26 protein-coding genes are annotated in these 24,638 nt (G+C 72.5%); 6 read left to right on the top strand and 20 right to left on the bottom strand.

Translation table 11 applies throughout. From position 1 onward, the window contains the following. From ABFX54_RS42275 to ABFX54_RS42260, 4 genes are all read right to left on the bottom strand, one after another. On the bottom strand, positions 1 to 1,152 hold a 1,152-nt coding region (locus tag ABFX54_RS42275), incomplete at its 3' end, for a serine/threonine protein kinase (RefSeq protein ID WP_428834627.1). A gap of 110 nt (positions 1,153 to 1,262) precedes the next feature. Next, on the bottom strand, positions 1,263 to 2,411 hold the full coding sequence (locus tag ABFX54_RS42270; protein ID WP_346112542.1) for a S8 family serine peptidase: 1,149 nt from the start codon (positions 2,409 to 2,411) through the stop codon (positions 1,263 to 1,265). A 23-nt stretch (positions 2,412 to 2,434) separates the two neighbouring features. After that, positions 2,435 to 4,702 (bottom strand): serine/threonine protein kinase, encoded by a 2,268-nt coding sequence (locus tag ABFX54_RS42265; RefSeq protein WP_346112541.1) that lies wholly within the window; start codon positions 4,700 to 4,702, stop codon positions 2,435 to 2,437. A gap of 234 nt (positions 4,703 to 4,936) precedes the next feature. Beyond that, a complete protein-coding gene (locus tag ABFX54_RS42260) occupies positions 4,937 to 5,209 on the bottom strand; it encodes a WXG100 family type VII secretion target (protein ID WP_165960088.1) in 273 nt (90 codons plus the stop codon). A 130-nt stretch (positions 5,210 to 5,339) separates the two neighbouring features. Between ABFX54_RS42260 and ABFX54_RS42255 the strand changes: the two genes are divergently transcribed. The 3 genes from ABFX54_RS42255 (at position 5,340) to ABFX54_RS42245 (ending at position 9,377) form a co-directional block, all read left to right on the top strand. Next, on the top strand, positions 5,340 to 6,059 hold the full coding sequence (locus ABFX54_RS42255; protein WP_346112540.1) for an SDR family NAD(P)-dependent oxidoreductase: 720 nt from the start codon (positions 5,340 to 5,342) through the stop codon (positions 6,057 to 6,059). A 35-nt stretch (positions 6,060 to 6,094) separates the two neighbouring features. Further along, complete coding sequence (locus ABFX54_RS42250) at positions 6,095 to 7,843, top strand: acetyl/propionyl/methylcrotonyl-CoA carboxylase subunit alpha (RefSeq protein WP_346112539.1); 1,749 nt, start codon at positions 6,095 to 6,097, stop codon at positions 7,841 to 7,843. Between the two features lie 169 nt (positions 7,844 to 8,012). Beyond that, a complete protein-coding gene (locus tag ABFX54_RS42245) occupies positions 8,013 to 9,377 on the top strand; it encodes a hypothetical protein (protein WP_346112538.1) in 1,365 nt (454 codons plus the stop codon). 146 nt (positions 9,378 to 9,523) lie between these two features. Here ABFX54_RS42245 and ABFX54_RS42240 read toward each other — a convergent pair whose 3' ends face one another. Both ABFX54_RS42240 and ABFX54_RS42235 read right to left on the bottom strand, forming a co-directional pair. Then, positions 9,524 to 10,645, bottom strand: coding sequence for a bifunctional WXG100 family type VII secretion target/C40 family peptidase (locus tag ABFX54_RS42240; RefSeq protein WP_346112536.1), 1,122 nt, complete (start codon positions 10,643 to 10,645; stop codon positions 9,524 to 9,526). Beyond that, the gene (locus ABFX54_RS42235) at positions 10,645 to 10,956 is read right to left on the bottom strand and encodes a hypothetical protein (RefSeq protein WP_346112534.1); all 312 of its coding nucleotides are present in this window, start codon (positions 10,954 to 10,956) and stop codon (positions 10,645 to 10,647) included. The genes ABFX54_RS42240 and ABFX54_RS42235 overlap by 1 nt, the downstream gene beginning before the upstream one ends. A 130-nt stretch (positions 10,957 to 11,086) precedes the next feature. Here ABFX54_RS42235 and ABFX54_RS42230 point away from each other — a divergent pair, with 130 nt between their 5' ends. The 3 genes from ABFX54_RS42230 to ABFX54_RS42220 are packed head-to-tail and all read left to right on the top strand — an operon-like array spanning position 11,087 to position 12,806. Further along, positions 11,087 to 11,701, top strand: coding sequence for a histidine phosphatase family protein (locus tag ABFX54_RS42230; protein WP_346112532.1), 615 nt, complete (start codon positions 11,087 to 11,089; stop codon positions 11,699 to 11,701). 1 nt (position 11,702) lies between these two features. Continuing rightward, positions 11,703 to 12,236 (top strand): GNAT family N-acetyltransferase, encoded by a 534-nt coding sequence (locus ABFX54_RS42225; protein WP_346112530.1) that lies wholly within the window; start codon positions 11,703 to 11,705, stop codon positions 12,234 to 12,236. Between the two features lie 45 nt (positions 12,237 to 12,281). Further along, a complete protein-coding gene (locus ABFX54_RS42220; protein ID WP_346112529.1) occupies positions 12,282 to 12,806 on the top strand; it encodes an NUDIX hydrolase in 525 nt (174 codons plus the stop codon). Between the two features lie 256 nt (positions 12,807 to 13,062). Here the strand turns inward: ABFX54_RS42220 and ABFX54_RS42215 are convergent, their stop codons facing one another. From ABFX54_RS42215 to ABFX54_RS42150, 14 genes are all read right to left on the bottom strand, one after another. Further along, positions 13,063 to 14,145: an NAD(P)/FAD-dependent oxidoreductase gene (locus ABFX54_RS42215; protein ID WP_346112527.1), complete on the bottom strand. Its 1,083-nt coding sequence runs from the start codon at positions 14,143 to 14,145 to the stop codon at positions 13,063 to 13,065. A 76-nt stretch (positions 14,146 to 14,221) separates the two neighbouring features. Then, positions 14,222 to 15,151, bottom strand: coding sequence for an RNA polymerase sigma factor SigJ (gene sigJ / locus ABFX54_RS42210; protein WP_346112526.1), 930 nt, complete (start codon positions 15,149 to 15,151; stop codon positions 14,222 to 14,224). Positions 15,152 to 15,267: 116 nt separating this feature from the next. Further along, on the bottom strand, positions 15,268 to 16,341 hold the full coding sequence (locus ABFX54_RS42205) for a CU044_5270 family protein (protein WP_346112525.1): 1,074 nt from the start codon (positions 16,339 to 16,341) through the stop codon (positions 15,268 to 15,270). Further along, positions 16,331 to 16,927, bottom strand: a complete 597-nt coding sequence (locus ABFX54_RS42200; RefSeq protein ID WP_346112524.1) for an RNA polymerase sigma factor — start codon at positions 16,925 to 16,927, stop codon at positions 16,331 to 16,333. Before ABFX54_RS42200 ends, ABFX54_RS42205 begins: the two co-directional genes overlap by 11 nt. 79 nt (positions 16,928 to 17,006) lie before the next feature. Continuing rightward, complete coding sequence (locus ABFX54_RS42195) at positions 17,007 to 17,291, bottom strand: gas vesicle protein K (protein ID WP_106236451.1); 285 nt, start codon at positions 17,289 to 17,291, stop codon at positions 17,007 to 17,009. Between the two features lie 6 nt (positions 17,292 to 17,297). Further along, the gene (locus ABFX54_RS42190; protein ID WP_346112523.1) at positions 17,298 to 17,492 is read right to left on the bottom strand and encodes a gas vesicle protein; all 195 of its coding nucleotides are present in this window, start codon (positions 17,490 to 17,492) and stop codon (positions 17,298 to 17,300) included. Between the two features lie 42 nt (positions 17,493 to 17,534). Next, positions 17,535 to 18,338, bottom strand: coding sequence for a GvpL/GvpF family gas vesicle protein (locus tag ABFX54_RS42185; protein WP_346112521.1), 804 nt, complete (start codon positions 18,336 to 18,338; stop codon positions 17,535 to 17,537). Next, positions 18,331 to 18,672: a gas vesicle protein GvpJ gene (gene gvpJ, locus ABFX54_RS42180; protein ID WP_346112520.1), complete on the bottom strand. Its 342-nt coding sequence runs from the start codon at positions 18,670 to 18,672 to the stop codon at positions 18,331 to 18,333. The genes ABFX54_RS42185 and gvpJ (ABFX54_RS42180) overlap by 8 nt, the downstream gene beginning before the upstream one ends. Position 18,673: 1 nt before the next feature. Further along, positions 18,674 to 19,141, bottom strand: coding sequence for a gas vesicle protein GvpO (gene gvpO / locus ABFX54_RS42175; RefSeq protein ID WP_346112518.1), 468 nt, complete (start codon positions 19,139 to 19,141; stop codon positions 18,674 to 18,676). 4 nt (positions 19,142 to 19,145) lie between these two features. Beyond that, on the bottom strand, positions 19,146 to 19,373 hold the full coding sequence (locus tag ABFX54_RS42170) for a gas vesicle protein GvpG (RefSeq protein WP_346112517.1): 228 nt from the start codon (positions 19,371 to 19,373) through the stop codon (positions 19,146 to 19,148). Between the two features lie 12 nt (positions 19,374 to 19,385). Next, positions 19,386 to 20,189 carry a GvpL/GvpF family gas vesicle protein gene (locus ABFX54_RS42165; protein WP_346112516.1) on the bottom strand — a complete coding sequence of 268 codons (804 nt, stop codon included), beginning with the start codon at positions 20,187 to 20,189 and terminating at the stop codon, positions 19,386 to 19,388. 5 nt (positions 20,190 to 20,194) lie between these two features. Then, positions 20,195 to 20,650 (bottom strand): gas vesicle protein GvpJ, encoded by a 456-nt coding sequence (gene gvpJ, locus ABFX54_RS42160; protein ID WP_346112515.1) that lies wholly within the window; start codon positions 20,648 to 20,650, stop codon positions 20,195 to 20,197. 139 nt (positions 20,651 to 20,789) lie between these two features. Further along, positions 20,790 to 21,794, bottom strand: coding sequence for a LacI family DNA-binding transcriptional regulator (locus tag ABFX54_RS42155; protein ID WP_346112513.1), 1,005 nt, complete (start codon positions 21,792 to 21,794; stop codon positions 20,790 to 20,792). Next, positions 21,791 to 24,559 carry a glycoside hydrolase family 3 C-terminal domain-containing protein gene (locus ABFX54_RS42150; protein WP_346112512.1) on the bottom strand — a complete coding sequence of 923 codons (2,769 nt, stop codon included), beginning with the start codon at positions 24,557 to 24,559 and terminating at the stop codon, positions 21,791 to 21,793. The genes ABFX54_RS42155 and ABFX54_RS42150 overlap by 4 nt, the downstream gene beginning before the upstream one ends. Between the last annotated feature and the right edge of the window lie 79 nt (positions 24,560 to 24,638).

The raw sequence follows: 24,638 nt of genomic DNA, 5'->3' as shown, positions 1-24,638 counted from the left end.
CTCCAGCTGGCCCTGCGGCACGACCGGCGGCCCCCACGGCTGCTGCGGCGGCGGCCCCTGCGGCCCGCCCATCGGGGGCTGGCCCGGCATGGGCTGCCCGGTCATGGGAGGCAGGCTCGGCACCGGGACGCCCTCGATCGGCGCGTCAGCGGCGCCGGGAGCTCCGGGCTGGTGGAACGCGCCGGGAGGAGGACCGCCGGCCGGGTTGAAGGCACCGGGCGCCGGCATGCCAGGAGCGCCGAAAGGGCCGGGGGCGCCGAAGGGGCCCTGCGGCCCGGGAGCGCCCGCGATCCCCTGAGCGTCGGGAGCGACGGCCGGGGTTCCGGGAGCGGCGGCGATGCCGGGCTGCAGCGGCGGGGCCTTCGGGCCGCCGGTGACGCCCCGCTTGTCGCCGAGCACGCGCAGGAGCGCCACGTACGTGGTGGGGCGCGAGCCCACGTCCTTGGCCAGGGCCGACAGCGCCACCTGGCGCAGCGGCTCGGCCAGCACGCCGACCTCGCCCACCTCGGGCTCGCCGGTCAGCACCGACTCCTCGTCGGGGCCGAACGGGGGCTTCCCCGTCGCGGCGAACACCATGATGGCGGCCCAGGAGAAGACGTCGGCGTACGGGCCGTAGCCCAGGCCCTTGATCTGCTCGGGAGCGCGGTAGCTCACCTCGCCGATCGGCTCGCCGAGGTCGATGTCGGTCACACGGGGCCCGTCGGGGCCCATGATGACGTTGTGCGGGGTCAGCCCGCGATGCGTGATGCCGGCCAGGTGCACCGCGGTCAGAGCGGTCAGCACGCCCACGGACACGCGTTCGAGGGTGTCGGTGTCGAGCGGGCCGTCGTGAGTCACGACGTCGGCCAGGCTGTGGCCCTGGATGTGCTCGCGTACCACGTAGAACTGGTCGCCGTGCCGGCCCGCGTCCAGGACTCTGGCGACGTACGAGCTCGACACGCGTTGCGTTCCGGAGAGCCGGGCGATGTCGTCGCCGCCGCCGAGGCTCGGGGCGGGCGGGAGCAGTTTGATCACCCGGAGCGGCGCGTCGTCGTTGTCCTTGGCGTCGGACTCCTTGCCGAGGAAGGCCACGCCACGCGGGCCGTCGGCCAGTCGTCCTAAGAGCTCGTACGCGCCCAGCTTCTCGGGATCGCCCGGCCGCAAGGGGTGCATTTCCGTCCCTCCAGTCAATCCACGATCTTCATCGCGACATTCAATCGCATCAGTCACTTCTGCATCAGGGGATTTGCCGTGCAGATCGACATTTCACCCAATTGCAACCTTTAAGCCATGCGCCCCGGACGCCACCTTCTGCGGCGCGCCTGCGGAATGAGCAACGCGAACGCGGCGGTGAGCATGATCGCCAGCATCACGCCGGTGCCCACCGCCATGGCGATGCCGACGGCGTGCTCGTCCCGTGGGGGAACCTTGGCCACGGCGTCGGCGGGCAGCGCGCTGGCGGGCGGCTCGGCCACCACGGGCATGCCGCCCCGCTCGTACGGCAGCACGGCGGTCAGCGCGAGCAGCGGGTTGACCATGCCGGCCCCGGTGCCCGCCCCGGCCGCGCCGTCGGCGGTGGCGATGATGCGCCGGCGTACCTGCTCCTGGTCGAGCTGGGGGAAGCGGGCCCGCACCAGGGCGGCGGTGCCGGCCACGTACGGCGCCGCGAAGCTCGTGCCCTCCAGGCCGCGCATGTAGGCCCCGCCCGGCCAGGGCGCGGTGATGTCGGTGCCGGGGCCGAGCACGCCGACCGGAGTCGCGGCGTTGGAGGAGTCGGCCCTGCGGCCGTCCGGGGTGGCCGCGCCCACGGCCAGCACGCCCTCGTACGCCGCCGGATAGGCGGGCACGTCCTCGTCCTCGGGGCCGTCCACGTTGCCCGCGGCGGCGACCACGACGACGTCCTGCGCCAGAGCGCGCTGGATGGCGGCCTTGAGGTTGGGATGGTCGGCGGCCTTCACCGAGATGTTGATCACCTTGGGCTTGGCCGAGACCGCGTCGTTGATGGCGTCGATGAGCTTGTTGATGTCACCTTCGCTCTTGTTGCTCTGCTTGACCACCACGACCGAGGCTTCCGGAGCGACCCCGTGGAACGGGACGCCGGCGACGTAGCGGGCGCCGATGATGCCCGAGACGGCCGTGCCGTGGCCCACGCAGTCGGTGTGCCCGGTGTGCGTCTCATCGATGATCTTGGCGATCGACAGCTGCGGGTGGCGGTAGTCGGCGCCGCTGTCGACGACCGCGATCCGCACACCCGCGCCCCTGGTCAGGCGCCAGGCGTTCTTGATGTCGAGCCGCTTCTGCGCCCACGGCTCACTGGCCGGCAGCTTCAGCGTGCCCTTCTTGGGGTTGCACTCCTCCGGCGCCGCCGCGGCGGCCGGGGCCGCGAGGGCGTGCAGGGCGAGCACGCTCGCCAGCAGGGCACGCACGATCACGCGCCCCGCCCGAGCCCCAGGAATCACCCGCAATTAGCCCATCCCGCGCTCGTGCTGCCGGAACCCGCGCTGCCCGAATACCGCACGCACTTCCCGGCCGCCGACAGCTTCACCGGGCCCGCGTACCACTTGAAGGACCCGGAGTCGGTCTTGCTGCCGCCGCCCTGCACCTCCAGCGTCGCGCTGACCGGCGTCTCCTTGCCGACGTTCGCACCCGACTTGAGGGTGACCACGCAGTTCTGGGACGTGCTGTTGTTCCACAGCTGGTACGTCGTGCCTCCGGAGAACGAGCTCGACCGCTGGACCACGAAGCCGCCGCCGCAGACCTGGGTCGCGGTGTAGGGGTTCTTCACCGGAGCCGCGGTCGTCTTGGTCGGGGTCGGCTTCGGCTCCGGCGGCTTGGTGGTCTTCGTCGGGGTCGGCTTGGGCGCCTGGGTGGCCCTGGTCGGCGCGGGGGTCTGCGTCGGCCTGGCCGACGGGCGCGCCGTCTTCGTCACCGTCGCCGTGGGCCTGGCCTGCCTGGTGGGCGTCTTCTTGACCGGCCTCCTGGTGGGCGTCGCCCGCGGCTTGGCCGTCTTCGTCACCGTGGGCCTGGCCGTGGGGATCGCCACCGAACTGGTCGGGAGCGGCGCCGGGGTCGGCACCGTCGTGAGCACCGGGACGCTCGCCGTGCCCGTGGGGTTCTCGGTCGGCAGCACCATCGGGCCGACCTCGTCGTCGTCCTGCCGGCCGGGCGTGGTCGCCCAGGGGGCGGTCACCTCGTCCTGCGGCCGCGTCGGCGGGTTCGTCACGGCGTTCGGGACCGATCCGGCCGACGGCTCGGCCGCGGCCGTCCCGCCGCCGGTGGCGGCGATCGGGGTGAACGTCACCTTGCCGGTGTACTGGCTCGCGCCCCACAACCCGAGGCCCGCCATCAGCACGACGGCGGTCACACCCGCCACCAGCCCGACGGGGAACGGCTTCTGCTGCCGGCCGTCGTCCTGCCTGGGCCCGCTCGGAGGCGTCCACCCATGGGCCGGCTCCGGCCGCCCGGGACCGGGCGGAGGCCCCCAGGTCTGGTACACCATCCCGGGCACCTGCTCCCCGGCCCCACCGCCCATCGGCCCAGGCCCGCCAACCGGCCCGGAACCGACCGGACCCTGCCCGACCGGCCCCTGCCCGACCGGGCCCGGACCCATCGGGCCCGAATCGACCGGACCCGGACCCATCGGGCCCGAATCGATCGCACCCGGAACCATCGGCCCGGGGCCCATGGGACCCGGCCCCATCGGCCCCGGCCCCATCGGCCCCGGCCCCATCTGAGGCGGGCCCATCTGAGGCGGGCTCATCGGGCCGGGCTGCGGGGGCGGAGGCGGCATCGGGACGGGCTGGGGCGGCGGCCCGGCCCGGGGTGGCGTGGGTCCGGCTTGGGGTGGCGGCCCCGCCTGAAGTGGCGGCCCCGCCTGGGCGGCCTGGGGAGGGGGCATCGTGGGCGCCTGAAGGCCCTCGATGTTCAGCTGGATCGGCAGGATGGTCGGCACCACCGCGGCCGGGGCGGGGGGCTCGGTCGGGGCGGGGGCGGTGGCGGCGGTGTGGCGGAACTCCAGCGCCGCGTACACCGTCGGCCGAGCCGCCGCCTCCTTGGCGAGGGCGGCCAGCACCACCTGACGCAGCGGCTCCGGCAGCGAGCCGACCTGCGGCTCCTCGTTCAGCACGGCAGCCGCGTCGGGGCGGAACGGCGCGGAGCCCGTGGCGGCGAAGACCACGGTCGCGGCCCAGGCGAAGACGTCGGCGTACGGCCCGTACTGCTGCCCGCCGAACTGCTCAGGCGCCCGATAACCGAGTTCGCCGGCCGGATCGCCGAGTTCGGGGTCGGTGACGCGGAGCCCGTCGCCGGTGAGGATCACGTTCGACGGGGTGAGCGCCCGGTGCGCGAACCCGGCCGCGTGCACGGCGGCCAGCGCGGTCAGCGTGCCAACGGCCACCCGCTCCAGCGCCTCGCCGGTCAGCGGGCCCTCGGCCACGACGGTCTCGGTGAGCGAACGCCCTTCGACGTGCTCCCTGACCACGTACGCGACGCCGCCTTCGACACCGGCGTCCAGCATGCGGGCGAGCTGCGGGCCGGACACCCGGGCGACGGCCCTGAGCCGGTCGGCGAAACCGGGATCGGCGGCCAGCGTCTTGATCACGACCTGGGACGCGCCCTCGGACTCACGGGCCAGATGGACCGGGCCTCGCGGCCCCTCGCCCAGGCGGCCGATGATCGTGCGGCCTCCTATGCGCTCAGGCGTGGAGGAGTCCTTCTCCGCCATGACAGTCCTCTCCGGATGGGCGTCATGAACAGAGACATTTAACCAAATACGTCACATACGCATCAGAGGTTTCGGTTCGCCTCTCTGACAGTTCACCGTCAATGCACCCCTCAGGCTGTCATCGGCCGGAACGGGCCGATGCTCGTAGGAAGCGGGGAAGGCCGCGCTCACCCCGCAGAGCCCAGGCACAACGGAAAGAAGCCCCAGCTCCCTCGCCAGGGCCCCTCTCGGTGATCATTTCGTGGCGGACTCGATGTTCTGCCGGTAGGTCCCGATGACCCGCGAAGCCTCCTGCAGCTCCTCGGTCATCCGCTGGAATGCCGTCCGGTAGTTCTGCCACGCCTGCTGGAAGCGCTGCGCTCCCGGCCCCGTCCACGCCGTGCCCACCTTGGCGGCCTCGCGGTCGAGCGCGGTCATCGTGGTGCGGACCGCCTCCGACTGCTGCGTGAACTGGGTCGACATCTGCTGCATTTCCGCGGGGTCGCCGCCGAGCATGCTCTGGCTCATGCATACCTCCTGGGAACCTGTGAAAGCGCACTCACCCTAAGGAAGGGGCACCGGCCGTCGCCGGAGATATGCCGAGCGGCTATGGTCTACCCGAGGAATGTTCGGATCGCATTCGGGAGCTGTCGGTTTCATGCGCGAGGTTGTGGTGACCGGCGGCGGAACGGGCATCGGATACGCGATGGCCGAGGCGTTCGCCGCGCTCGGCGACCGCGTCACGATCACGGGCCGCCGCGAGGACGTGCTGGCCGAGGCCGCACGCAAGCTGAGGGCCGAGTACGTCGCGTTCGACGCCTCCAGCGCCGCCGAGGTGCGCGAGGCGCTGCCCCACCTGCCCGAGCGGGTGGACGTGCTGGTCAACAACGCCGGCGGCAACACCAACCTGGGCCGCAGGCAGCCGGAAGAGCTGATCGAGGTGGCCGAGAGCTGGTGGGCCAACCTCAACGCCAACCTCATCTCCGCCGTGCTCGTGACGACCGCTCTGACACCGCGGCTGAACGACGGCGCCCGGATCGTCTCGCTCGGCTCGATCGCCGCCAGGGGCACGGGCTCCGGCTCGTACGGCGCCGCCAAGGCCGCCCTGGAGTCGTGGACCGCCGACCTGGCCGCCGAGCTCGGCCCGAGGGGCATCACGGCCAACGTCGTCTCCCCCGGGCTCGTCCTCGACACCGAGTTCTTCCGCGGCCGCCTCACCGAGGAAGGCATCAGGGCCAGGGTCGACAACACGCGTAACGGCCGCCCTGGAACTCCCGCTGACGTGGCCGATACCGTTCTGTTCCTGGCCTCCGCGGGAGCCGGGCACGTCACCGGGCAGGTGTTGCACGTCAACGGCGGCGCGTATCTGGGCCGCTGAACCCAAGAGCAGGCCCATGACAGGAAGGAAGGCCGGTGCGGAAGGTTCTGATCGCCAACCGCGGCGAGATCGCGGTGCGGGTGGCCCGTGCGTGCAAGGACGCCGGGATCGGCAGCGTGGCGGTCTACGCCGACCAGGACCTCGACGCCCTGCACGCCAAGATCGCCGACGAGGCGTACGCGCTGGGCGGCCAGTCGCCCGCTGAGACCTACCTCGACATCGGCAAGCTGCTCGACGTCGCCCGCCGCTCTGGCGCGGACGCCGTGCACCCGGGCTACGGCTTCCTGGCCGAGAACGCCTCGTTCGCGCAGGCCGTCATCGACGCGGGCCTGATCTGGATCGGCCCCCCGCCCGCCGCCATCGCCGCGCTCGGCGACAAGGTGCGGGCCAGGCACATCGCGCAGAAGGTCGGCGCGCCGCTGGTCGCGGGCACCAAGGACCCGGTGGCGGACGTGGCCGAGGTGGTGGCGTTCGCGGAGGAGCACGGGCTGCCGATCGCGATCAAGGCGGCGTACGGCGGCGGCGGGCGCGGCATCAAGGTGGCGCGCCGGCTGGAGGAGGTCGCCGAGCTGTACGAGTCGGCCGTGCGCGAGGCGGTCGCCGCGTTCGGGCGCGGCGAGTGCTTCGTCGAGCGCTACCTCGACCGGCCCCGCCACGTCGAGACCCAGTGCCTGGCCGACCGCGACGGCCACGTGGTCGTGGTCAGCACCCGCGACTGCTCGCTCCAGCGCCGCCACCAGAAGCTGGTGGAGGAGGCCCCGGCGCCGTTCCTCAGTGACGAGCAGGTCGAGATCCTGCGGTCCAGCTCCAAGGCCATTCTCAAGGAGGCCGCCTACGTCGGGGCCGGCACGTGCGAGTTCCTCGTCGGGCAGGACGGGACGATCTCGTTCCTTGAGGTCAACACCAGGCTGCAGGTCGAGCACCCGGTGACCGAAGAGGTCGCGGGCATCGACCTCGTACGCGAGATGTTCAGGATCGCGGGCGGCGAGCCGCTCGGCTACGACGACCCGGCGGTGCGCGGGCACTCGATCGAGTTCCGGATCAACGCCGAGGACGCCGGAAGGAACTTCCTGCCCGCCCCCGGCACGCTGACGACCCTGCGCCCGCCGTCGGGGCCCGGCGTCCGGCTCGACTCCGGCTACGAGGCCGGGATGACGGTGCCGGGGACGTTCGACTCGCTGGTGGCCAAGCTCATCGTGACCGGACGCACCCGGCAGGAGGCGCTGGAGCGCTCGCGGCGGGCGCTCGCGGAGTTCGAGATCTCCGGGATGCCCACCGTGCTGCCGTTCCACCGGGCCGTCGTGTCCGACCCCGCGTTCACGTCGGCGCCGTTCTCGGTGCACACGCGGTGGATCGAGACGGAATGGGACAACCGGATCGCGCCGTACGAAGGCGAGGTGGCCTCGGCCGAGACCCCCGCCCGCGAGACGGTGACGGTCGAGGTCGGCGGCAAGCGGCTGGAGGTCGTCCTGCCCGCGGGCCTGGGCGGCGCCGCCCCCGCGCCCGCCGCGAACAAGGCGCCCAGGCGCGGCGGCGGCAAGGCGAAGAAGGCCGCCGCCGCCGGCGGCGACACGCTCGTCAGCCCCATGCAGGGCACCATCGTCAAGGTCGTCGCCTCCGACGGCGACGCGGTGAGCGAGGGAGACACGGTCGTCGTCCTTGAGGCGATGAAGATGGAGCAGCCGCTGACGGCGCACAAGTCGGGCACGATCACGGGGCTGACGGCGGCGGTGGGCCAGACGGTCACCGCCGGCGCCACCATCTGCGAGATCAAGGACACGTGAGCCGGGCTCGCGAAGCCTCCTTGACCCGCGCCCGACCGGAACGCAGCCGAACCGGTGACTGCGCTTCGGTCACGATGCGCACCTGCGAGTCTCCGGACAGGTAGCGTGCGCATTGAGGAACTTTGCCGACCGCCCGTTCGTCCTCAAGGGCGAAGGAGGCTTGCTGCCAATGACCCATTCGCTGCGCCGTGCAGGGGCCGCGATCGCGGCTCTGATCGCCGGACTGATCGTCGTTCTTGCGCTGTCCCCTGCCGCCAACGCGGCGGCGCCGCCGGACCCTGGAACGGTGGTCTCCAACTGGAAGAAGGACCCGCTCTACGTGGAGTCCGGCTCGTCACTGACGTCCGACCAGCAGAGTGAGATCCGTGACGCGCTTGAGGGGGCGAGCAGCAAGATCTACGCTGTGGCGCTGCCCGACGGCACCGTCGACGACTCCAGCATCGCCGGTTTCATGACCGGCCTCAACTCCGCCATGAAGGCGGCGAGCGCGCCGTCCGCGACCTACGCGGTCCTCGACGGCACGACGCTCTACGCCGCGTCCAGCTCCATCCGCGGGCAGGGTGTCGCGGGCCAGCTGGCCCGGCTGTCCACCACCGCCAACTCGGGTGACCTGGCCGCCGGCATGAAGGACTTCGCCAACCGCGTGGACATGGCCGTCAAGGGCGACCGCTCCGCCCTCGACCCCGGCAGCCAGGCCAACCCCGGCGCCGGAGGCACCGCCGCGCTCGCCGTCCTCGGCGGGCTGATCGTGGTCGGCGGTGGCGGTTACTTCCTCTACTCCAGCAACAAGAAGAAGAAAAAGGCCATCCAGGACGCCAAGGACCTCGCCGCGGTCAAGCAGACCGTGGAAGAGGACGTCACCAAGCTCGGCGAGGAGATCACCGCTCTCGACACCGACGTGACGCTCGCCGGTCAGGGCGGCGGCCACATCGACGAGTGGCAGACGGCGCTCGACTCCTACGAGAAGGCCAAGACGCAACTGGCCACCGTGGAGCGGGCCGACCAGGTCCGCGAGGTCACGCAGACCCTTGAGGACGGCCGTTACGCGCTCGCCGTGGTGAAGGCCAAGGTCAACAAGGAGCCGGTGCCCGAGCGTCGCGCCCCCTGCTTCTTCAACCCGCAGCACGGCCCGTCCGTCCGCGACATCCGCTGGGCCCCGCCCGGCGGCGCCGTGCGCGACGTGCCCGCCTGCAAGATGGACGCCGAGGCCGTGGAGCGCGGCTTCGACCCGCAGATGCGCGAGGTCATGGTCGACGGCCAGCGCCGGCCCTACTACGACGCGGGCCCCGCCTACCAGCCGTACGCCTACGGCTACTACGGCGGCTTCGGCGACATCATGACCGGCATGTTCATCGGCACCATGATGGGCAGCATGCTCGGCGGCGGCTTCGGCGGCTACGGCGCCGGCTACGCCGAGGGTTACGCCGACGGCGGCGGCGGTGACTTCGGTGGCGGCGACAGCGGCGGCTGGGGCGACTTCGGCGGTGGCGGCGGCGACTTCGGCGGTGGCGACTTCGGCGGCGGCGACTGGTAACCCGGACGACACCGCGGGGCCGCACCCCGACGGACGCCGAGAGGCCCCGGACCGTGATCACGGTCCGGGGCCTCCGCTTTGTGAGCGGTCGGAGACCACCTGCGGCGCCCGCTTCCAAGGCGGAGTCCGCGCGTTCTGAGGAGCGGTCAGGTGAAGCGGCGGTAGCTGATGGAGCGGCCGTTGGCCGCCACGGGAGCCAGCGTGACGTCGGACCCCGGCTTCGGCGCGTGGATCATCTTGCCGTCGCCGACGTAGATGCCCACGTGGCTGGCGGGATGGCCGAAGAAGACGATGTCGCCAGGCTGCGGCGACGACACCGGCTTGCCGCTCGCCTGGTACCCGGCGGCCGTGGTGTCGCCGATCTTGATGCCGGCCTGGTTGAGCACGTAGTAGACGAGCCCGCTGCAGTCGAAGGCGTTCGGGCCGTTGGCGCCCCACACGTACGGCCTGCCGATGTGCTGCCGCGCGGCCTCGACGATGCGCGCTCCCGTCCCGGTGCCCGGCGCGAACGTCAGGGGCTGCGGCACGCCACCGCCGCCTGGTCCGCCGCCCGCGCCGATGGGGCCGGATCCGCCGCCGGGGGTGCCGCCGGGGGTGTACGCGGCCGGGGTGACGCCGTTGCCGCCGTTGCCGCCCTGGAAGGACGTCGGCGTCGTCCTGGGGACCGGCTTCCAGTCGATGGTGTTGCCGCTCGACGGCCGCCACGGCTCGTCACTCGGGCTGTCGATGGAGCGGAACGTCGGCGTGCGTTCCTTCAGCTGCTTGTTGATCTCCGTCATGGCGGTGGACAGGGCCTTGCTCGCCGTGCTTTCGAGCTCCGTGGCCTTGGGCACCGCCTCCAGGACCTTGTTCACGAGGGCCTGTTTCGCGGCGTCGCTGTCGGGGTCTTTCTGCCCCGCCTTGAACGTGAGCAGCTCGTTGCAGAGTGTGGTCACCTTGGTCTTGGCCGTCTCCAGGGCCTGGGCCGCCCGGTCGAGGGAGCCGGCGGCGCTGTCCACCGCGTCGTGCAGCGCCATGCCCGCCTTGCGGTACTTGCCCATGTATCCGACGAACGCGTCGGCGGACTGGCCCTTCCAGGCGTTGTCGACGTCGCCGACCGCCCGGTTCAGCCGGCCGGACTGGTCGCTCGCCTTGCCCGCGGCCTTGCGCCAGCGCTTGGCGATGTCGCGGATGTCCGCGGGGCTGGTGCCCTCGATGTTCTGCACGATCGGGACGAGCTGCCAGCTCATCGGTAAGGCGGCGACCTTCTCGGCCAGGCTGCCGCCCACTACGCCGCCGCCCCGTTGGCCTTGTTGGCCGCGCGGACGTTCCGTTCGACCGCGCCCAGGGCCTTGGCGACGGCACCGATCTTGTCGCGGGCGGATTCGAACTCGTCGCCCACCATCGTCTCGACCTCGTTGACCGCGGACACCAGCCCGGCGGACCCGGCGAGCTTGCCGAACATGCCCGCGCCGGCCAGCATCCCCGACAGACCGGCCGTCTCGACCTTGGTCGTCGTGTACTGGAGCTGGCCCGCCACCTCACGCGCGACCTTCGCGCAGTCTTCGAGTGCCTGGAAATGGATGTCGAGGGCTGTCATCCGACCCCTACCCCCTGAAGATCGTCGGGACATCGCCTGTGCTGACCATCTTGCCCCCAACACTGCTTCTGTCGCACCTGTCACAGAAGATAATGATCCTTGCTAGTACGGGGGATCGGAAGGAGCCACGGTGAACGACCACGTCCGGCTCCACTGCCTGCGCCACGCCGAGTCCGAGAACGTCGTCACCGGCACCGCGGGCGCCCAGCCCAGCGCCGCCCTGACCGCGCGGGGCCGCACCCAGGCGGCGGAGGCGGGCCTGCGGCTAGGCGGCGAGGGGATCACCCACGTGTACGCGGGCACCGCCGTCCGCGCCTGCCAGACCGCCGCCATCGTCGCCCGTACCCTCGGCCTCACCTCCGGCGTCACCGTCGTGTCCGGTCTGGAGGAGGTCGGTCTGGGCAGGCTGGAGGGCTCGCGGGACCCGGCGGTGCGGGCCCGTACGGCCGAGGTGCTGCGGGCCTGGGTGGTGGACGGCGCCCTGGACGAGGCGGTGGGCGACGGCGAGAGCGGCCACACCGTCACCGCCCGCGTCACCGCCGCCCTGACGTCACTGGTCACGGCCCATCCCGGCGGGACGATCGCCGTGATCGGGCACGTCGCCAGCCTGACCACCGGGCTCGGGGCGCTGTGCGGGCTGGGTGGGCGGGTCTGGGGGGCGCCGCTTCCGCACGCGGTGCCGGTCCTCGTCGAGTACGGCCCGGGGCCGACCTGGCGGTGCCGGAACTGGCCGGGAGAATGCTGACGTGATCTATCTTGCGCAAGGGGACCGGGTGGCGATCCGGTACATCTGCCTGGCGGACTTCGACGAGCTGTCGGCGCTGCACCAGGAGAGTGCCGAGATGCTGGCCAGGTGGATACCGGGGCCGCCGATCGTCACGTACGAGGACTTCGAGGGGTACCTGTCGCGGTTTGACGGCCCGCTGCACGAGGGCTTCCTCATCTGCCGGAGCGACACCGGCGCGATCGTCGGCCGGGTCAACGTGAACAACATCATCCGTGGCACCCACCAGAGCGCCACCATCGGCTACTCCGCCTACGCCTCCACGACCGGCCGCGGCTACCTGACCGAGGGGCTGCGGTTGCTCGTCGGGCACGCCTTCGGCGAGATGGAGCTGCACCGGCTGGAGGCCAACATCCAGCCGTCGAACACCGCCAGCCTGAGCCTGATCGAGCGGGTCGGCTTCAAGCGGGAGGGTTATTCGCCCAGGTTCCAGTTCATCGACGGGACCTGGAGGGACCACGAGCGCTGGGCCATCACAACGGAGATGATCACGTGAGTGGGGTGACGATGTGAGTGAGGCGACCAGGTGCGAGGTGACCACATGAGTGAGGTGGTCCTTCGGGAGTCGGCGCGGGTGCTGGTGATCGACCGCGCCGATCGGCTGCTGCTCTACCGGGGCCGGCTGCTGCAGGTGGAGGATCCGCCGTACGCCTGGTTCACGCCGGGCGGGGGCGTCGATCCCGGGGAGAGCTCACGGCAGGCCGCGGCCAGGGAGCTGCGGGAGGAGCTGGGGCACGTCGTCTCACCCGACGCGCTCGGGCCGGTGGTGGCGACCAGCGAGGGCCCGTGGACCTCCGGCGGGCGGCGGTTCTTCGCCCGCGACTCCTTCTTCGCCCTGCGCGTGGACGGGCTGGAGGTGGACACCTCGGGCATGGACGAGGAGGAGCGGGAGTCGACCGACCACTTCCGCTGGTGGACCTTGGGCGAGCTGGCCGGCGCGGATCTCGATGGCGAGCAGGTCGTGCCGGCGGGGCTGGGTCCGCTGGTGAGCCGCATCGTCGGCGGAGACCCGCCCGCCACGCCGGTCGTCCTGCCGTGGCACCTGCTGAACGACGGCCAGACCTGACGACATGTCACCGGGAAGCGCCCGGTCCCCACGGCCCCCAGCCCGACAGGCCCCGATCCCACGGTCCCAGCCCTACAGGCTCCAATCCTCACGGTCCCAGCCCTACAGGCTCCAATCCTCACGGTCCCAGCCCAACTGGCTCCAATCCTCACGGTCCCAGCCCTACAGGCTCCAATCCTCACGGTCCCAGCCCGACGGGCCCCGGGCCCGACGGCGTGTGGCCCTCAGGGTGGTCGGCCGGGATGGGCGGGAGTCATCAGTGGCGCATGGTCCAGACGGTGCCTCGGGTGATGGTCTCCTTGAAGGCGGCCGAGGCGGGGCCCGTCATGACGGTGTCGAGCGGGCTGTCGTCCGCCCTGGTGAACTGGGTGACGCCGTCGTGGCGGCCCAGGCTGACGTTCTGCCAGACGTACCGGAACCTGGCCGGGCGCGGCTCACGGCCGGTCAGCAGGTCGGCGACCGCGCGGCCCGTGCAGACGCCCATGGGCAGCCCCGTCTGACAGGCCATCCTGGTCGCGTGGCCGGCGGCGGCCGCGTCGCCGATGCCGAAGACGTCCGGGTGCGACACCGACCGCAGGGTGCGGTCCACCAGCATGCGGCCGTGCTCGTCCGTGGCCAGGCCGGCGGCGGCCGCCCACCCGGGGACGCGGAAGCCGGCCGCCCACACCACGGTCCCCGCGCGCAGCTCGTCCCCGTCCGCCAGCAGCACACACTCGGGACCGACGCCGGTGACCCGCGCGTGCTCGCGTACGGAGACGCCCATGCGGGCCAGGACCCGGTGCACGTGGCGGCGGCCTCGGGCGGACAATCCGGGCCCCACCCGCCCGGACAGCAGCTCGGCGCGCAGACCGGCGGCGGCGAACTCCGCCGCCGACTCGACGCCGGTCAGCCCGCCGCCGACCACGGTGACCGGTCCCTTCCCCGAGGCCAGGCGGGCCCGCAGCAGCGCGGCCTCGTCGCCGGTGGCCAGCGGGTACGCGTACTCGCGCGCCCCCGGCACCGTTCCCGCGTCCGAGCCGCTCCCGAGGGCGTAGACCAGGATGTCGTAGCCCACCGTGTACGGCGGCGCGTCCAGCTCGACCGTCCTGGCCACCGGATCGATCCCGACGGCCCTGGCGACCACCAGCTCGACCCCGGTCCCCGCCAGCAGCACGGCCAGCGGCAGGTCGGGCAGCCGCTGCCCGGCCGCGAGCTGGTGCAGACGTACCCGCTCGACGAACCGGTCCGCCGCGTTGACCAGCGTCACCCGTGCTCCCGTGCGGCGCAGCCGGCGGGCGGCGCGCTTGGCCGCCGCCAGGCCCGCGTAGCCCGCGCCCAGCACCACGATGCGGTCCTTCATGGTTCCTCCCCTGTCGAAGTCCCCACTTGAACCGGGCACGCGGGATGTCCGTGACAACCCGGGCCTATGACGCGAGTCACATGAGCTGGGCGGCGGCGTAGGCGAGCTTGGCCGGGTTCAGTACCGTGCGGACGGCGGCGACCCGCCCGTCCGCGATCTCCACGGCCATGACCGCGAGCAGCCCGCCGGGCTCGCGGATGAGCACCGCCGGCTCGCCGTTGACCTCCTCGAACGCGAACGTCACCTGACCGGCCTCGGGGCGTCCGCTCAGCCCGCTCAGGTAACGGGCCACCCTCGCCCGGCCGCGCACGGGCCGGCGCGCGGCCGTGCCACCGCCGCCGTCCGCCCAGGCCACGACGTCGTCGGCGAGCATCCGTTCCAGGGTCTTGACGTCGCCGTCCACGGTCGCGGCGAAGAAGCTCCTTACGATCCGCAGATGTTGCTCGCGGTCGCCGTCGAAGCGTTTGCGCGGCTGCCCGACGCGCACGCGGGCGCGCCGGTGCAACTGGCGCGAGTGCGCCTCCTCGATGCCGAGAATCCCGGCGACCTCCGCGTGCCCGTACCCGAACGCCTCCCGCAACACGAACACCGCCCGCTCCATCGGGTTGAGCCGTTCCAGCAGGACGAGCAGGCCCATGGACACCGACTCGCGCTGCTCGACGGTCTCCAGCGGCCCGAGCGCGCCGTCGCCCGTGAAGACGGGCTCGGGCAGCCAGGGGCCCGCGTAGCTCTCGCGGCGTACGCGGGCCGAGGCGAGCCGGGTGAGGCAGAGGTTGGTGACGACCCTGGCCAGCCAGGCGGCCGGCACCTCGACCGGTCCCGCGTTCCGCCAGCGCAGGTAGGTCTCCTGGACCATGTCCTCGGCCTCGGCGGCCGACCCCAGCAGCCGATAGGCCAGCCCGAAGAGCCGCGCCCGCTGCGACTCGAACTCCCGCGCCTCGGACTCCCGGCTCCCGCGCTCCCGGGTCTCGGGCTCCCGGGCCCCGGCCTGACCGTCCGCCTCCATCCGTCCGATGTTAGGCGAGGGGTCTGCCGGGGGTTCCGTCCGGGTTCATCCCGCCCGGCCGATGCCGGAGGCAGGTCCGCCCGGCCGGCGAAGGCCGCCCGACGCCCGGCGGAGGTCTACGGCAGTTGTCCTGGCTTGTCCACAATTCCGGTGGTGAGTTCGGCGGTCGCGTAGAACGAGCCCTTCGCGGTGACCAGATCGCCGCCGATGATGACGTCCTCCAGGTACTCGACCCGCATCCCGAGGTACCGGAAGGTCTCGGGGTCGAGCACGGTGTACGACCGTTCGACGAGCCGTCCGCCGGCACGGCGCTGACCGGGGTCGTAGGCCAGGCCGAGTCCCGTACGTCCCACCGCGTCCGGAACGCCCTGGTCGATCCGCACGCCGGGGATCCTGGCCAGCGCCCGGAAGATCGCCGCGGCCAGCTCGGGCGGCACGGCGTTCTCCTGTCCCAGGTAGAGCGTGAGCACCCGGAACGCCCGCGCGTCCGGCGGCTCCTGCCCGGCCTCCCGCACGGGCTTGGTCCGCCAGTGCGCGTCGCCCTTGACATGGGCCAGCAGCTTGGCCGGGTCGGTGGGCAGGGCAGCCAGCCTGGCCGCGTACTGCTTGGGCGAAAGGTCGTCGTCGTCCGGATCCGGCTCGACCGTGCGCAGGTCGAGGGGGCCGTGGTTGTGGCGGGTGGCCTGCTGCCCGCCGTCGTAGCGGGTCCAGTACTCCTGCGTGTCGCGCTCGGTGTCGCCTGGCTGCCTGACCACGGCCTGCCGGTACAGCCACTGGTCGTCCCTCGGCCTGGCGCCCGGCTCGCGCCGCTCGGCCACCGAGGCGGCCCGCAGCAGGACGACCAGCGGCTCGCCGATCGGCGTCGTCGTCACCTGCGTGGTGGCGATCCGCGGAGCGGGCGGCTGGTCGACCCGGTTGAGCACCACGATCCCCGCGGCGGCGGCCGTGGCGAGCACCAGCGCGGACGGCACCAGCCACGACCCGCGCGTCCTCCTGGGCGCACGACTGGCCTCACGACAGGGCTCACGACCGAGCGCACCACCGAGCGCACCACCGAGCGCACCACCGGGCTCACGACCGGGCTCACGACGCCGGTCGAGGGATCGGGCGCGCAGCGCGTCCAGGCGCTCGCCGGTCGGCTCAGGGGCGTCGGCGCGCAGCCTCTTCAGCAGTCTCAGGTCATCGTCCACGGCCGGGCTCCTCCTCCGAGACGGCAGCGCTCGGGTCGACGCCGCCCAATGCCGCCCTGGTCTTCTTCCTGGCGCGGTGCAGGCGCGAGCGCACGGTGCCGACCGGGATCCCCAGCGCGGCGGCCACCTCCTCGTAGCTGAAGTCGGCCCAGGCGACCATCAGCAGCACCTCCCGGTCCCGCGGCGACAGCGCGGCCAGCGCGCTCGCCAGCTCGCGCTGCGCGGCGCCCGCCGACACCCGTGACTCCACCCGGTCGGCGTAGCTCTCGGCGACCTCGTCCACGCCGGTCCTGGCCAGCGCCCGGTACGCCCTGACCTCGGCCCTCCGGTGCTTGCCGACGATGTTGGCGGCGATGCCGTACAGCCAGGGGCGGGCGTCGCGGTGGGCGGTGTCGTAGTGCCCGAGCCGGCTGAAGGCCGCCAGGAACGTCTCCGCCACCACGTCGTCGGCCAGCGAGTCGCCCAGCCGCCGCGTCACGTACTGGTGCAGGGCGGGGGCGTGCCGGTCGAACAACGTCGAGAAGAACCCGGGATCGCTCCTGGCACGCCTGATCACCTCCGCGTCGCTCAGCTCTGTGTCCGGCATCAAGCTCGAACTCCGTTCCTCAGGTCCTGTCACCCTTCTTCACCCGAAGCGGGCGACGGAGTTCTCGCGGAACGGACACTCAGTCCGCGGGCAGGAGCGTACCGAGGGGGCCGAGGTCGAGGTTGAGGTCCTGCGGGGTGAGCTCGAAGCGGGCGCACAGGTCGGTCATCGCCTCTTCCAGGCGCATCAGGGTGACGCCGAGCACCTCGATCTGCTCGTCCGTCAGGCTGCCCTGCTCCATGCGGCGTACGCACTGGCGCTCCACGAGCTGGCGTACCAGCTCGACCAGGGTGAGAACAAGGCGGCTCAGGTCGCGCTCGACCGTCTCAGGGTCGGCGGCGACCCGCCAGCGGGGCGTCTCCATGATCGGTCACCAGCTCCCTTCGAGCTCGTCCACGGACGCGATCAGAGCACGCAGCGAGATCCGGACGAGGTCGATGTCGGCGATCGACAGCACCAGGTCACCGGTCACCACGACGCCGCCGGCCAGCAGCCGGTCCAGCAGGTCCACCAGCGCCACCCGCTCCGGCGGCAGCCGCTCCTCCGCCACCACGTCCCGTCTCACGTCGCCACCGCGTCCGGTCTCACGTCCCCGCCCTGGCCCGGCTCACGTCGCCTCCATGACCGTGAACGAGTACGGCGCCCACGGGCCGGTCAGCCTGATCTCGACGCCGTCCCCGCCGAAGGTGCCGGCCAGCTCGGCGAACTCGGCGTCGCGCTCCTCGTCCACCAGGTACGCGCCGTTCAGCAGCATCGGGTCGTCCCGGCCCGACAGGCGCGGGTCCTGGGCACGGTGGCGCAGCCCGGCGGCGGCGACGGCGGCCAGCGCCCGGTGGATGTGGTCGGCCCGCTGGAGCGCCTGCCTGCGGGCCTGCTCCCGCCCACGCAGGCTGGTCCGGCGGCGCTGCAGGTACGCGGTGCCGGGCCGCCCTGCGTGCGGCTCGGCGGCCTGCGGGGTGCGCTCCTGCTCGGCGGACTGGACGGCGTACGCCTTGACGCCCCACTCCCTGCGGCCGGTGACGTGCTCAAGCAGGCGCAGGAAGTCGTTCTCCCGCCGCTCCAGCAGGTCGGCTACCTGGGCGTCGTCCGCGTACACGGTGACGAGCCGGACCGGCGCCGTCGTCGTGAGCGCCGCCACCGAGTCGACCACGCGGTGATGGGCGCGGGCGGTCTCGGCCAGCCAGTCCATGTCCTCCAGCGACCGGCGCAGCGGCTCCTCCCCGAACCGCTCCAGCGGCACCGTGCTCACGTAGGCCACCAGGCCGGCGTGGGTGATTGTGCGCACCGGCGCGCCCGCGACGCCGTCCGGTGCGGGCAGCGGGTCGCGGGCCACCGCGTACAGGTAGGTCCCCTCGCCCTCGCCCTCGCCGGAACCCGAGCCCTCGTCCGTCCCCTCGCCCTCGTCAGTCATCGAGCTCCCCCGGCCGTTCGAGCGCGGCCACGCGGCGGCGCAGCCGGCGGTTCTCCTCCACGAGCTGGCGGTCCCGCCCCGACAGGAACGGGTCGTGCTTCCACCAGTCGATGCCCAGCTCCTTGGCGGTGTCCACCGAGGCGATCAGCAGCCGGAGCTTGATCGTGAGCAGCTCGATGTCGAGCAGGTTCACCCGGATGTCCCCGGCGATCACCACGCCCCGATCGAGCACCCGTTCCAGGATGTCGCCGAGGTTGGCGGGCTCACGGCCGCCCGCCCCCATCGCGCCGTACGCGGGCCGGGCCACGGGGCCGGGCGACGATGCTCTGTCCATGTCAGTACGCCTCGCTGTACTCGGCATTGGCCCGCTTGTATCTCCGGATCCTGCGATAGGACAACAGGCTGCCCTCCTTGTCGATCTGCACCTGGTAGAGGGCGAGGATGTCGCCCGAGGAGGGGATCCTGCGATCCTCGACCACCTCGACCTCGACCACCCAGCCGCCGTCGGCCGGCACGACCGAGGTGACGCCCTCGACGCCTTTCGAGGTCAGCTCGGCGATGTGGCGCAGGCCGACGCCGCCGGCCGTCACGGCGGTCAGCTCACCCCCGGCCCGCTCCGGTGCCGGTTCCGGCGCTCGTTCGGGCGGCTGCTCGGACGGCGGTTTCGAGGGCTGTTCCGGCGCCTGCTCGGATCGCGGTTTCCGCGGCTGCTCGGACGGCTGCTCGCGGGACCGGGACGGGGTGTCCGTACGGAACCGGCGGCGTACGCGCGGCTGCTCCGCGGCTGGACGCCTGATCGTCATCGCTTCACCTCCGGGTCGCCATTCGCAGCACCTGCTCGACGGCCCGGCGCTCCTCCTCCTCGGAGATCTCGCCGGCGGCGCGCATCGCCTCGATCTCCTCCAGCTTCCTGCGCACGGTCGCGGGGTTGCGCGTCTCGCGTTCGACCTGCTCCTGGATCATCTCCGCGAGCCGGATCAACCCCCGGACCGGCAGCGTCAGCGGCCAAGTGAAGATGCCGCTTATCAGGCCCATCGGTCATGCCCTTCACGCCTGCGCGACGACGAAGTCGTACGGCGCCATCGGTCCGAGCAGCCGCAGGGTGACCCGGCCCTCCCAGCGCTGGCCGAAGTCCCGCAGCGCCCGCTCGAGCCGTTCCTGCTCGTCGGGCCTGCTCAGCAGGGCCAGGTGCACGGCGTCCTGCTCGTGCGACGGGTCGCGCATGACCGCCTGGGTGAACAGGCCGGTCAGGGCGTCGGCGAGCAGGTTCGTGTCCATCTCGCGCTTGGCCTCGATCGAGGCGTTGATGATCTCGCCGAGTCTGATCCGCTCGTTCCTGGTCGCGTCCTCCGGCCTGCCGCGGATGGCCTCGCGCAGGGCCTGCGCCTCCGGGCTCTCGGCGAGGATCTCGGTCAGCACGGCGCCCTCGTCGTAGCGGCCCTTCACGACGTACTCGGCGTGCCCCTCGACCTCGTCCAACGCGGAGAGGAAGTCGTCGTGGTGCGGCCCGAGCAGCTCCTCCTCGACGGCCTCGGCACTGGCCAGGACGGCGCCGAACCGGAACGGGAGCACGGGGCCCTTGGCGGCCAGCGCGTCGAGCAGCCCTTCGTGGGCGTAGAAGTCGTCGGGCCGGCCGAGCGGCGCGGTCACGTCGACGTCGCTGACCAGGGCCGCGATCTCACCGTGCTCGATCAGCCTGACCTCGCCCGCGGGGTCGCCGAGTCCGTGCTGGTCGGAGGGCAGTTTCGTGTGCGCGCGGACGATGCCGTACACGTACGAGCCGAGAGTCGGGCTCTGGGCGGCGGCCTGGTCGGGCGCAGAGGCTCCGGAGACCTTCGTCGGACGTCCCATGGCGCTCAGCCTTTCTCTCGCTTGGGCCGGAACTTCCTCTTCGGCGGGCCCTGGTGCGCGCGGTCCACCTCGACCTCGGTCTCGGACTCCGCCGCCTCGGCCGCGGGATCGCGCTGCCCCCCGGTGAGCTCGCCGGCGTTCTCCACGACGCCCTGGATCATCTCCTTGGCCTCGTCCTTGCTCGGCACGCCCTTGGCGTCCGCGATGACGTCGGGCAGGCCCTTCTCGCTCTTGGTCATGTCGAGCCGGTTCGCCGCCTCGGCGAAGCGCAGGTAGGTGTCGACGCTGGCCACGACGACGCGGGCGTCGATGGTCAGGATCTCGATGCCGACGAGCGACACCCTGACGTAGGCGTCGATCACGAGACCCTTGTCGAGGATCGTGTCGATCACGTCGGCGAGGCCCGACGGCCCGCCGCCGCCCCCCGCGCCGGCTGACGCCGGTTGCACAGACGTACTCATATGGTTTCCCCCTCGCCTCCGCCAGCCTGCCCGCGAAATACGACAGGGAATCACAAACCAGACAGATTTGACGTACGTCTCGTGTACGGACGAGTACCTTCCGTACTTTTGGGGCGAGGGGGTGTTTGCCGCAGAAATCTCAGGTGCTGGCGCGTACGGCGAGCAGCGGCGTCAGCAGGGTCGACTCGGGCACCGCACGCCCCTCGAGCTTGTCCATGACCAGGCGGACCGCCTCCCTGCCCACCTCCTCCGCCGGGATCAGCACCGAGGTGAGCGGCGGCCCGGCCCGTTCGGCGACGTCGTCGGGGCAGATCGCCACCACGGCCACGTCGTGCGGCACCCGCCGGTCGAGCTGACGCAGCGCCGCCAGCACGTGGCTCACCGCCGCCTCGTTGTGCACGACCAGCCCGGACAGGCCGGGACGGTCGAGGAGCAGGTCGCGGACGGTCTCGTACACCTCGTCGAACGTCTCCTCGCAGGGCAGCGTCACGCCCTTGAGCCCGTGGGCGTGCAGCGCCCGCGCGAAGCCCTCGCGCGTGCGGGTGGCGAAGCCGGTGCCCCGGTCGTAGACCACCGACGGCGCCCCGAGCAGCGCGATCTCCTCGTGCCCGCGTTCGGCCAGGTGTTCCACGCAGCGTGCCCCCGCCGCGGCGAAGTCGAGGTCCACGCAGGTGAGCCCGGCGGGCTCGGCGGGGAAGCCGATGAGGACGCTCGGCTCGGCCAGCTCACGCAGCAGCGGCACGCGGCGGTCGTCCAGCTCCACGTCCATGAGCACCAGCGCGTCCACCAGCGCGCTGGCCGCCACCTGCCGGATGCCCTCGGGGCCCTCGTCGGCGGTCAGCAGCAGCACGTCGTGGTCGAAGCGGCGCGCGGCCGTCACGACGGCGCTGGCGAACCGCATCAATACGGGCACGTGCATGCCCGCGCGCAGCGGCAGCACCAGCGCGATCACGTTGGAGCGCTTGCTGGCCAGCGCGCGGGCGCCGGCGTTGGGGTGGTAGCCGAGCGCGCTGATGCTGTCGAGCACCCGCCGCCTGGTGTCGGCCGAGATCGTCCGCTTGCCGCTGAGCACGTACGAGACCGTGCTGACGGCCACCCCCGCGTGCTTGGCGACCTGCGCGATCGTCACCGTGCGCCCGCTCAAGCCCCGGCTCCGAAGCCGATCCCGGCCAGCGTCACGCCCTCGTTCTCGAAGACCACGTAGAGATCCTGCACCCCGCCGGCGTCTTCGAGCCAGGTCTCGACGGAGTGGTAGCCGTAGCGGGAGGTTCTGGGCACCGGGAACGTGGCCAGCGGCGGCCCGTAGAGGGGGTCGCCGCGGCGCAGGGTGATCACGCCGCCCTCGGTGCTGCCCGCCCGCGCCACGCAGCGCGTCCTGCCGGTCAGGTCCACCTGCCGGAACAGGATCCAGGCGCCCTCGGCGTCGGAGCGCACGGCGTCGCCGTCGACCCTGGTCTCGTCCACGAAGGTGATCGCGTCGTACTCGTCGTGGCAGGACGCCCGCAGCGGCCCCCGCTGCGGCGGGACGGTCTCGCCCTCGACCTCGAAGCGGGCGCTCAGGCGCAGGTCGGTGGCGCTGCGACCGACCATGAGCTGATGCGGCGCGCTCTCGACGACGAACCTGCTCCTGGTGACGTCCCAGAAGGCCAGCTCGGCGACGGGCAGCCGGAGCGTCACCGTACGGCTCTCGCCCGGCTCCAGGCGCACCTTCTCGAACCCGCGCAGGCGGCGCAGCGGCTGCTTGACCCGGGAGCGCTGCTGGTGGGTGTAGAACTGCACGACCTCGACGCCGGGTCGCGTGCCCGTGTTCGTCACCGTGACCTCGGCCTCAAGGACGCCGTCCGCCAGGCGGACGCGCAGGCCCGCGTAGTCGAAGGTGGTGTAGCTCAGGCCGTGGCCGAAGGGGTGCAGGGGGACGCCGCGGAAGTACTGGTAGGTGGCGTCGGAGGCGATGATGTCGTAGTCGAGCAGGTCGGGCAGCTCCCGCTCCGAGCGGTACCAGGTCTGGGTCAGGCGGCCCTCCGGGTCGGCGTCGCCGAACAGCACCTCGGCCAGGGCGTGGCCGTATTCCTGGCCGCCGTGCGCCGACCACAGCACGGCGGGCAGGTCGCGCGCGGTCCAGGTGAGCGGGTAGCCGCTGGTCAGGACCAGCACCGTACGCGGGTTCGCCGCGCGCACGGCCCGCACCACGGCGTCTTGAGCGGGCGCCAGGCCCAGCGTCATGCGGTCCTCGGTCTCGCGCCCGTTGACCAGCGGATGATCGCCGGCGACCACGATCGCCACGTCCGCGGCGCCGGCCAGCCTGGCGGCCTCTTCCGTGCCGCTCCTGACCACGTCCATGGCCAGCCAGACGGCCTGGTCAGCGTCGTCCACCAGGCACAGCACGCCGTCGTCGGCGGCGCCGACGTAGCAGCCGGTCGAGATGTGGCGCAGGGCGAGCGTGCCGCGCGGGCGCTCCTCCATCCGGAACGTCTGGCGCACCTCCCATCCGTTCGGGCCCGGCTGGTCGTTGACCAGCGTCACGCCGTCCACGGAGACGAACCTGCCGGTGGTGACCGAGCGCAGCGCGTACGCGCCGCCGCCCCAGTCGAACAGGTCGAACAGCCCGGCCTGCGCGCCCACGCCGAGCGGGCCTCCGGCCGGGTCGGCCGCTACGGGGCCGGACTCGGCGGTCAGCGTCACCCGGTCCACGGCCTCGCAGAACACCGTCTCGCACCGCTCGGCCAGCCCGGCGCGGGCGGTGACGGCGTAGGGCAGGGTGCCGCTGTACCAGTCCTCCATGAGCGCGTCGCCGAGCTGGCCGATCACGGCGACCCTCTTCACATCGCGCAGGGGCAGCAGCCCGTCGTTCGCCAGCAGCACGAACGAGCGCCGCGCCGCCTCCCTGGCCAGCGCCTGGTGCTCGGGGCAGTTGACCACGTTGTCGTTGACGTCGTCGTACGGCGTCGCCGGGTCGAACTCGCCCAGCCGGAACCGGATCGACAAAGCGTGCCGGACGGCGGCGTCGACGTCCGCCTCGGCCAGCAGCCCCTGGGCCAGGGCCGCGCGCAGGTGGCCGAGCGTGGCCTCGGCACGGTCGTCGTCCTGGGTGAAGCTGTCGAGCCCGGCCTTGACCGCGTGCGCGTAAGCCTCGGGCAGCGTGTCGTGGTAGCCCTGCGGCGCGGTGAGGTTGCCCGGCGCGTACGCGTCGCTGACCACCAGCAGGTCGTCCGGCGCCCAGGCCCGCAGCACCTGCCCGATCAGCGGGCTGAGGTGCGCGGGCCGCCCGTTGACCAGGTTGTACGACGGCATCACGGCCACCGCCACGCCCTCCTCGATGGGGGCGCGGAAGGCGGGCAGCTCGTACTCGTGCAGCACCCGGGGCGGCAGGTTGCTGGAGGTCGTGCACCGGTCGGTCTCGTTGTTGTAGCCGAGGAAGTGCTTGAGCGTGGGGGCCGTCTTGAGCACTCCGGGAGCGCTCCCAGAGAGGCCGCGGGCGTACGCGCTCGCCATGACGGAGGTCAGCCACGGATCCTCGGAGTAGCCCTCCTCGTTCCGCCCCCACCGGGGGTCGCGCAGCGGGTTGACCACGGGCGCCCACACGTTGAGCCCCGCGCCCGCCGGATCCTTGTGGTGGAAGGCGAGCACCTCGTCCCCCGTCGCCTCCCCGACCCGGCGCAGCAGGTCGCGGTCCCAGGTGGAGGCCAGGCCGACGGCCTGCGGGAACACGGTGGCGGGGCCCAGCCAGGCCAGGCCGTGCAGCGCCTCGGTGCCCGTGCGGAACGCGCCGATGCCCAGCCGCTCCACCGGCGCCTGGTACTGGTGCAGCAGGCCCACCTTCTCCTCAAGGGTCAGCCTGCGCAGCACGTCGTCGATCCGGTCGTGAAGGGGTACCGCCGGGTCACGGAAGGGGGGTTGTTGCATGATCATCCCTCTGAGAGTGTCGAAGCGCTTCGACGACCGGCCTGGGGAAGTTACGCGGGCATTTCGGTGGGTTGACTGAAGGGTG

It is taken from the genome of Nonomuraea maheshkhaliensis (assembly GCF_039529435.1).
GTDB classification, from domain to species: domain Bacteria; phylum Actinomycetota; class Actinomycetes; order Streptosporangiales; family Streptosporangiaceae; genus Nonomuraea; species Nonomuraea maheshkhaliensis.
Note: the sequence above shows the minus strand (reverse complement) of the source record. Positions and strands in the feature narration are given on the sequence as shown.

Bases quoted from the DNA above. Each gene is read 5' to 3' on its own strand.
- ABFX54_RS42220 (WP_346112529.1), top strand. From the start codon at position 12,282: ATGAGTGAGGTGGTCCTTCGGGAGTCGGCGCGGGTGCTGGTGATCGAC.
- ABFX54_RS42260 (WP_165960088.1), bottom strand. From the start codon at position 5,209: ATGAGCCAGAGCATGCTCGGCGGCGACCCCGCGGAAATGCAGCAGATG.
- gvpJ (WP_346112520.1), bottom strand. From the start codon at position 18,672: ATGGACAGAGCATCGTCGCCCGGCCCCGTGGCCCGGCCCGCGTACGGC.
- ABFX54_RS42245 (WP_346112538.1), top strand. From the start codon at position 8,013: ATGACCCATTCGCTGCGCCGTGCAGGGGCCGCGATCGCGGCTCTGATC.
- ABFX54_RS42215 (WP_346112527.1), bottom strand. From the start codon at position 14,145: ATGAAGGACCGCATCGTGGTGCTGGGCGCGGGCTACGCGGGCCTGGCG.
- gvpJ (WP_346112515.1), bottom strand. From the start codon at position 20,650: ATGAGTACGTCTGTGCAACCGGCGTCAGCCGGCGCGGGGGGCGGCGGC.
- ABFX54_RS42165 (WP_346112516.1), bottom strand. From the start codon at position 20,189: ATGGGACGTCCGACGAAGGTCTCCGGAGCCTCTGCGCCCGACCAGGCC.
- ABFX54_RS42200 (WP_346112524.1), bottom strand. From the start codon at position 16,927: ATGCCGGACACAGAGCTGAGCGACGCGGAGGTGATCAGGCGTGCCAGG.
- sigJ (WP_346112526.1), bottom strand. From the start codon at position 15,151: ATGGAGGCGGACGGTCAGGCCGGGGCCCGGGAGCCCGAGACCCGGGAG.
- ABFX54_RS42255 (WP_346112540.1), top strand. From the start codon at position 5,340: ATGCGCGAGGTTGTGGTGACCGGCGGCGGAACGGGCATCGGATACGCG.
- ABFX54_RS42185 (WP_346112521.1), bottom strand. From the start codon at position 18,338: ATGACTGACGAGGGCGAGGGGACGGACGAGGGCTCGGGTTCCGGCGAG.
- ABFX54_RS42235 (WP_346112534.1), bottom strand. From the start codon at position 10,956: ATGACAGCCCTCGACATCCATTTCCAGGCACTCGAAGACTGCGCGAAG.
- gvpO (WP_346112518.1), bottom strand. From the start codon at position 19,141: ATGACGATCAGGCGTCCAGCCGCGGAGCAGCCGCGCGTACGCCGCCGG.
- ABFX54_RS42195 (WP_106236451.1), bottom strand. From the start codon at position 17,291: ATGGAGACGCCCCGCTGGCGGGTCGCCGCCGACCCTGAGACGGTCGAG.
- ABFX54_RS42170 (WP_346112517.1), bottom strand. From the start codon at position 19,373: ATGGGCCTGATAAGCGGCATCTTCACTTGGCCGCTGACGCTGCCGGTC.
- ABFX54_RS42265 (WP_346112541.1), bottom strand. From the start codon at position 4,702: ATGGCGGAGAAGGACTCCTCCACGCCTGAGCGCATAGGAGGCCGCACG.
- ABFX54_RS42150 (WP_346112512.1), bottom strand. From the start codon at position 24,559: ATGATCATGCAACAACCCCCCTTCCGTGACCCGGCGGTACCCCTTCAC.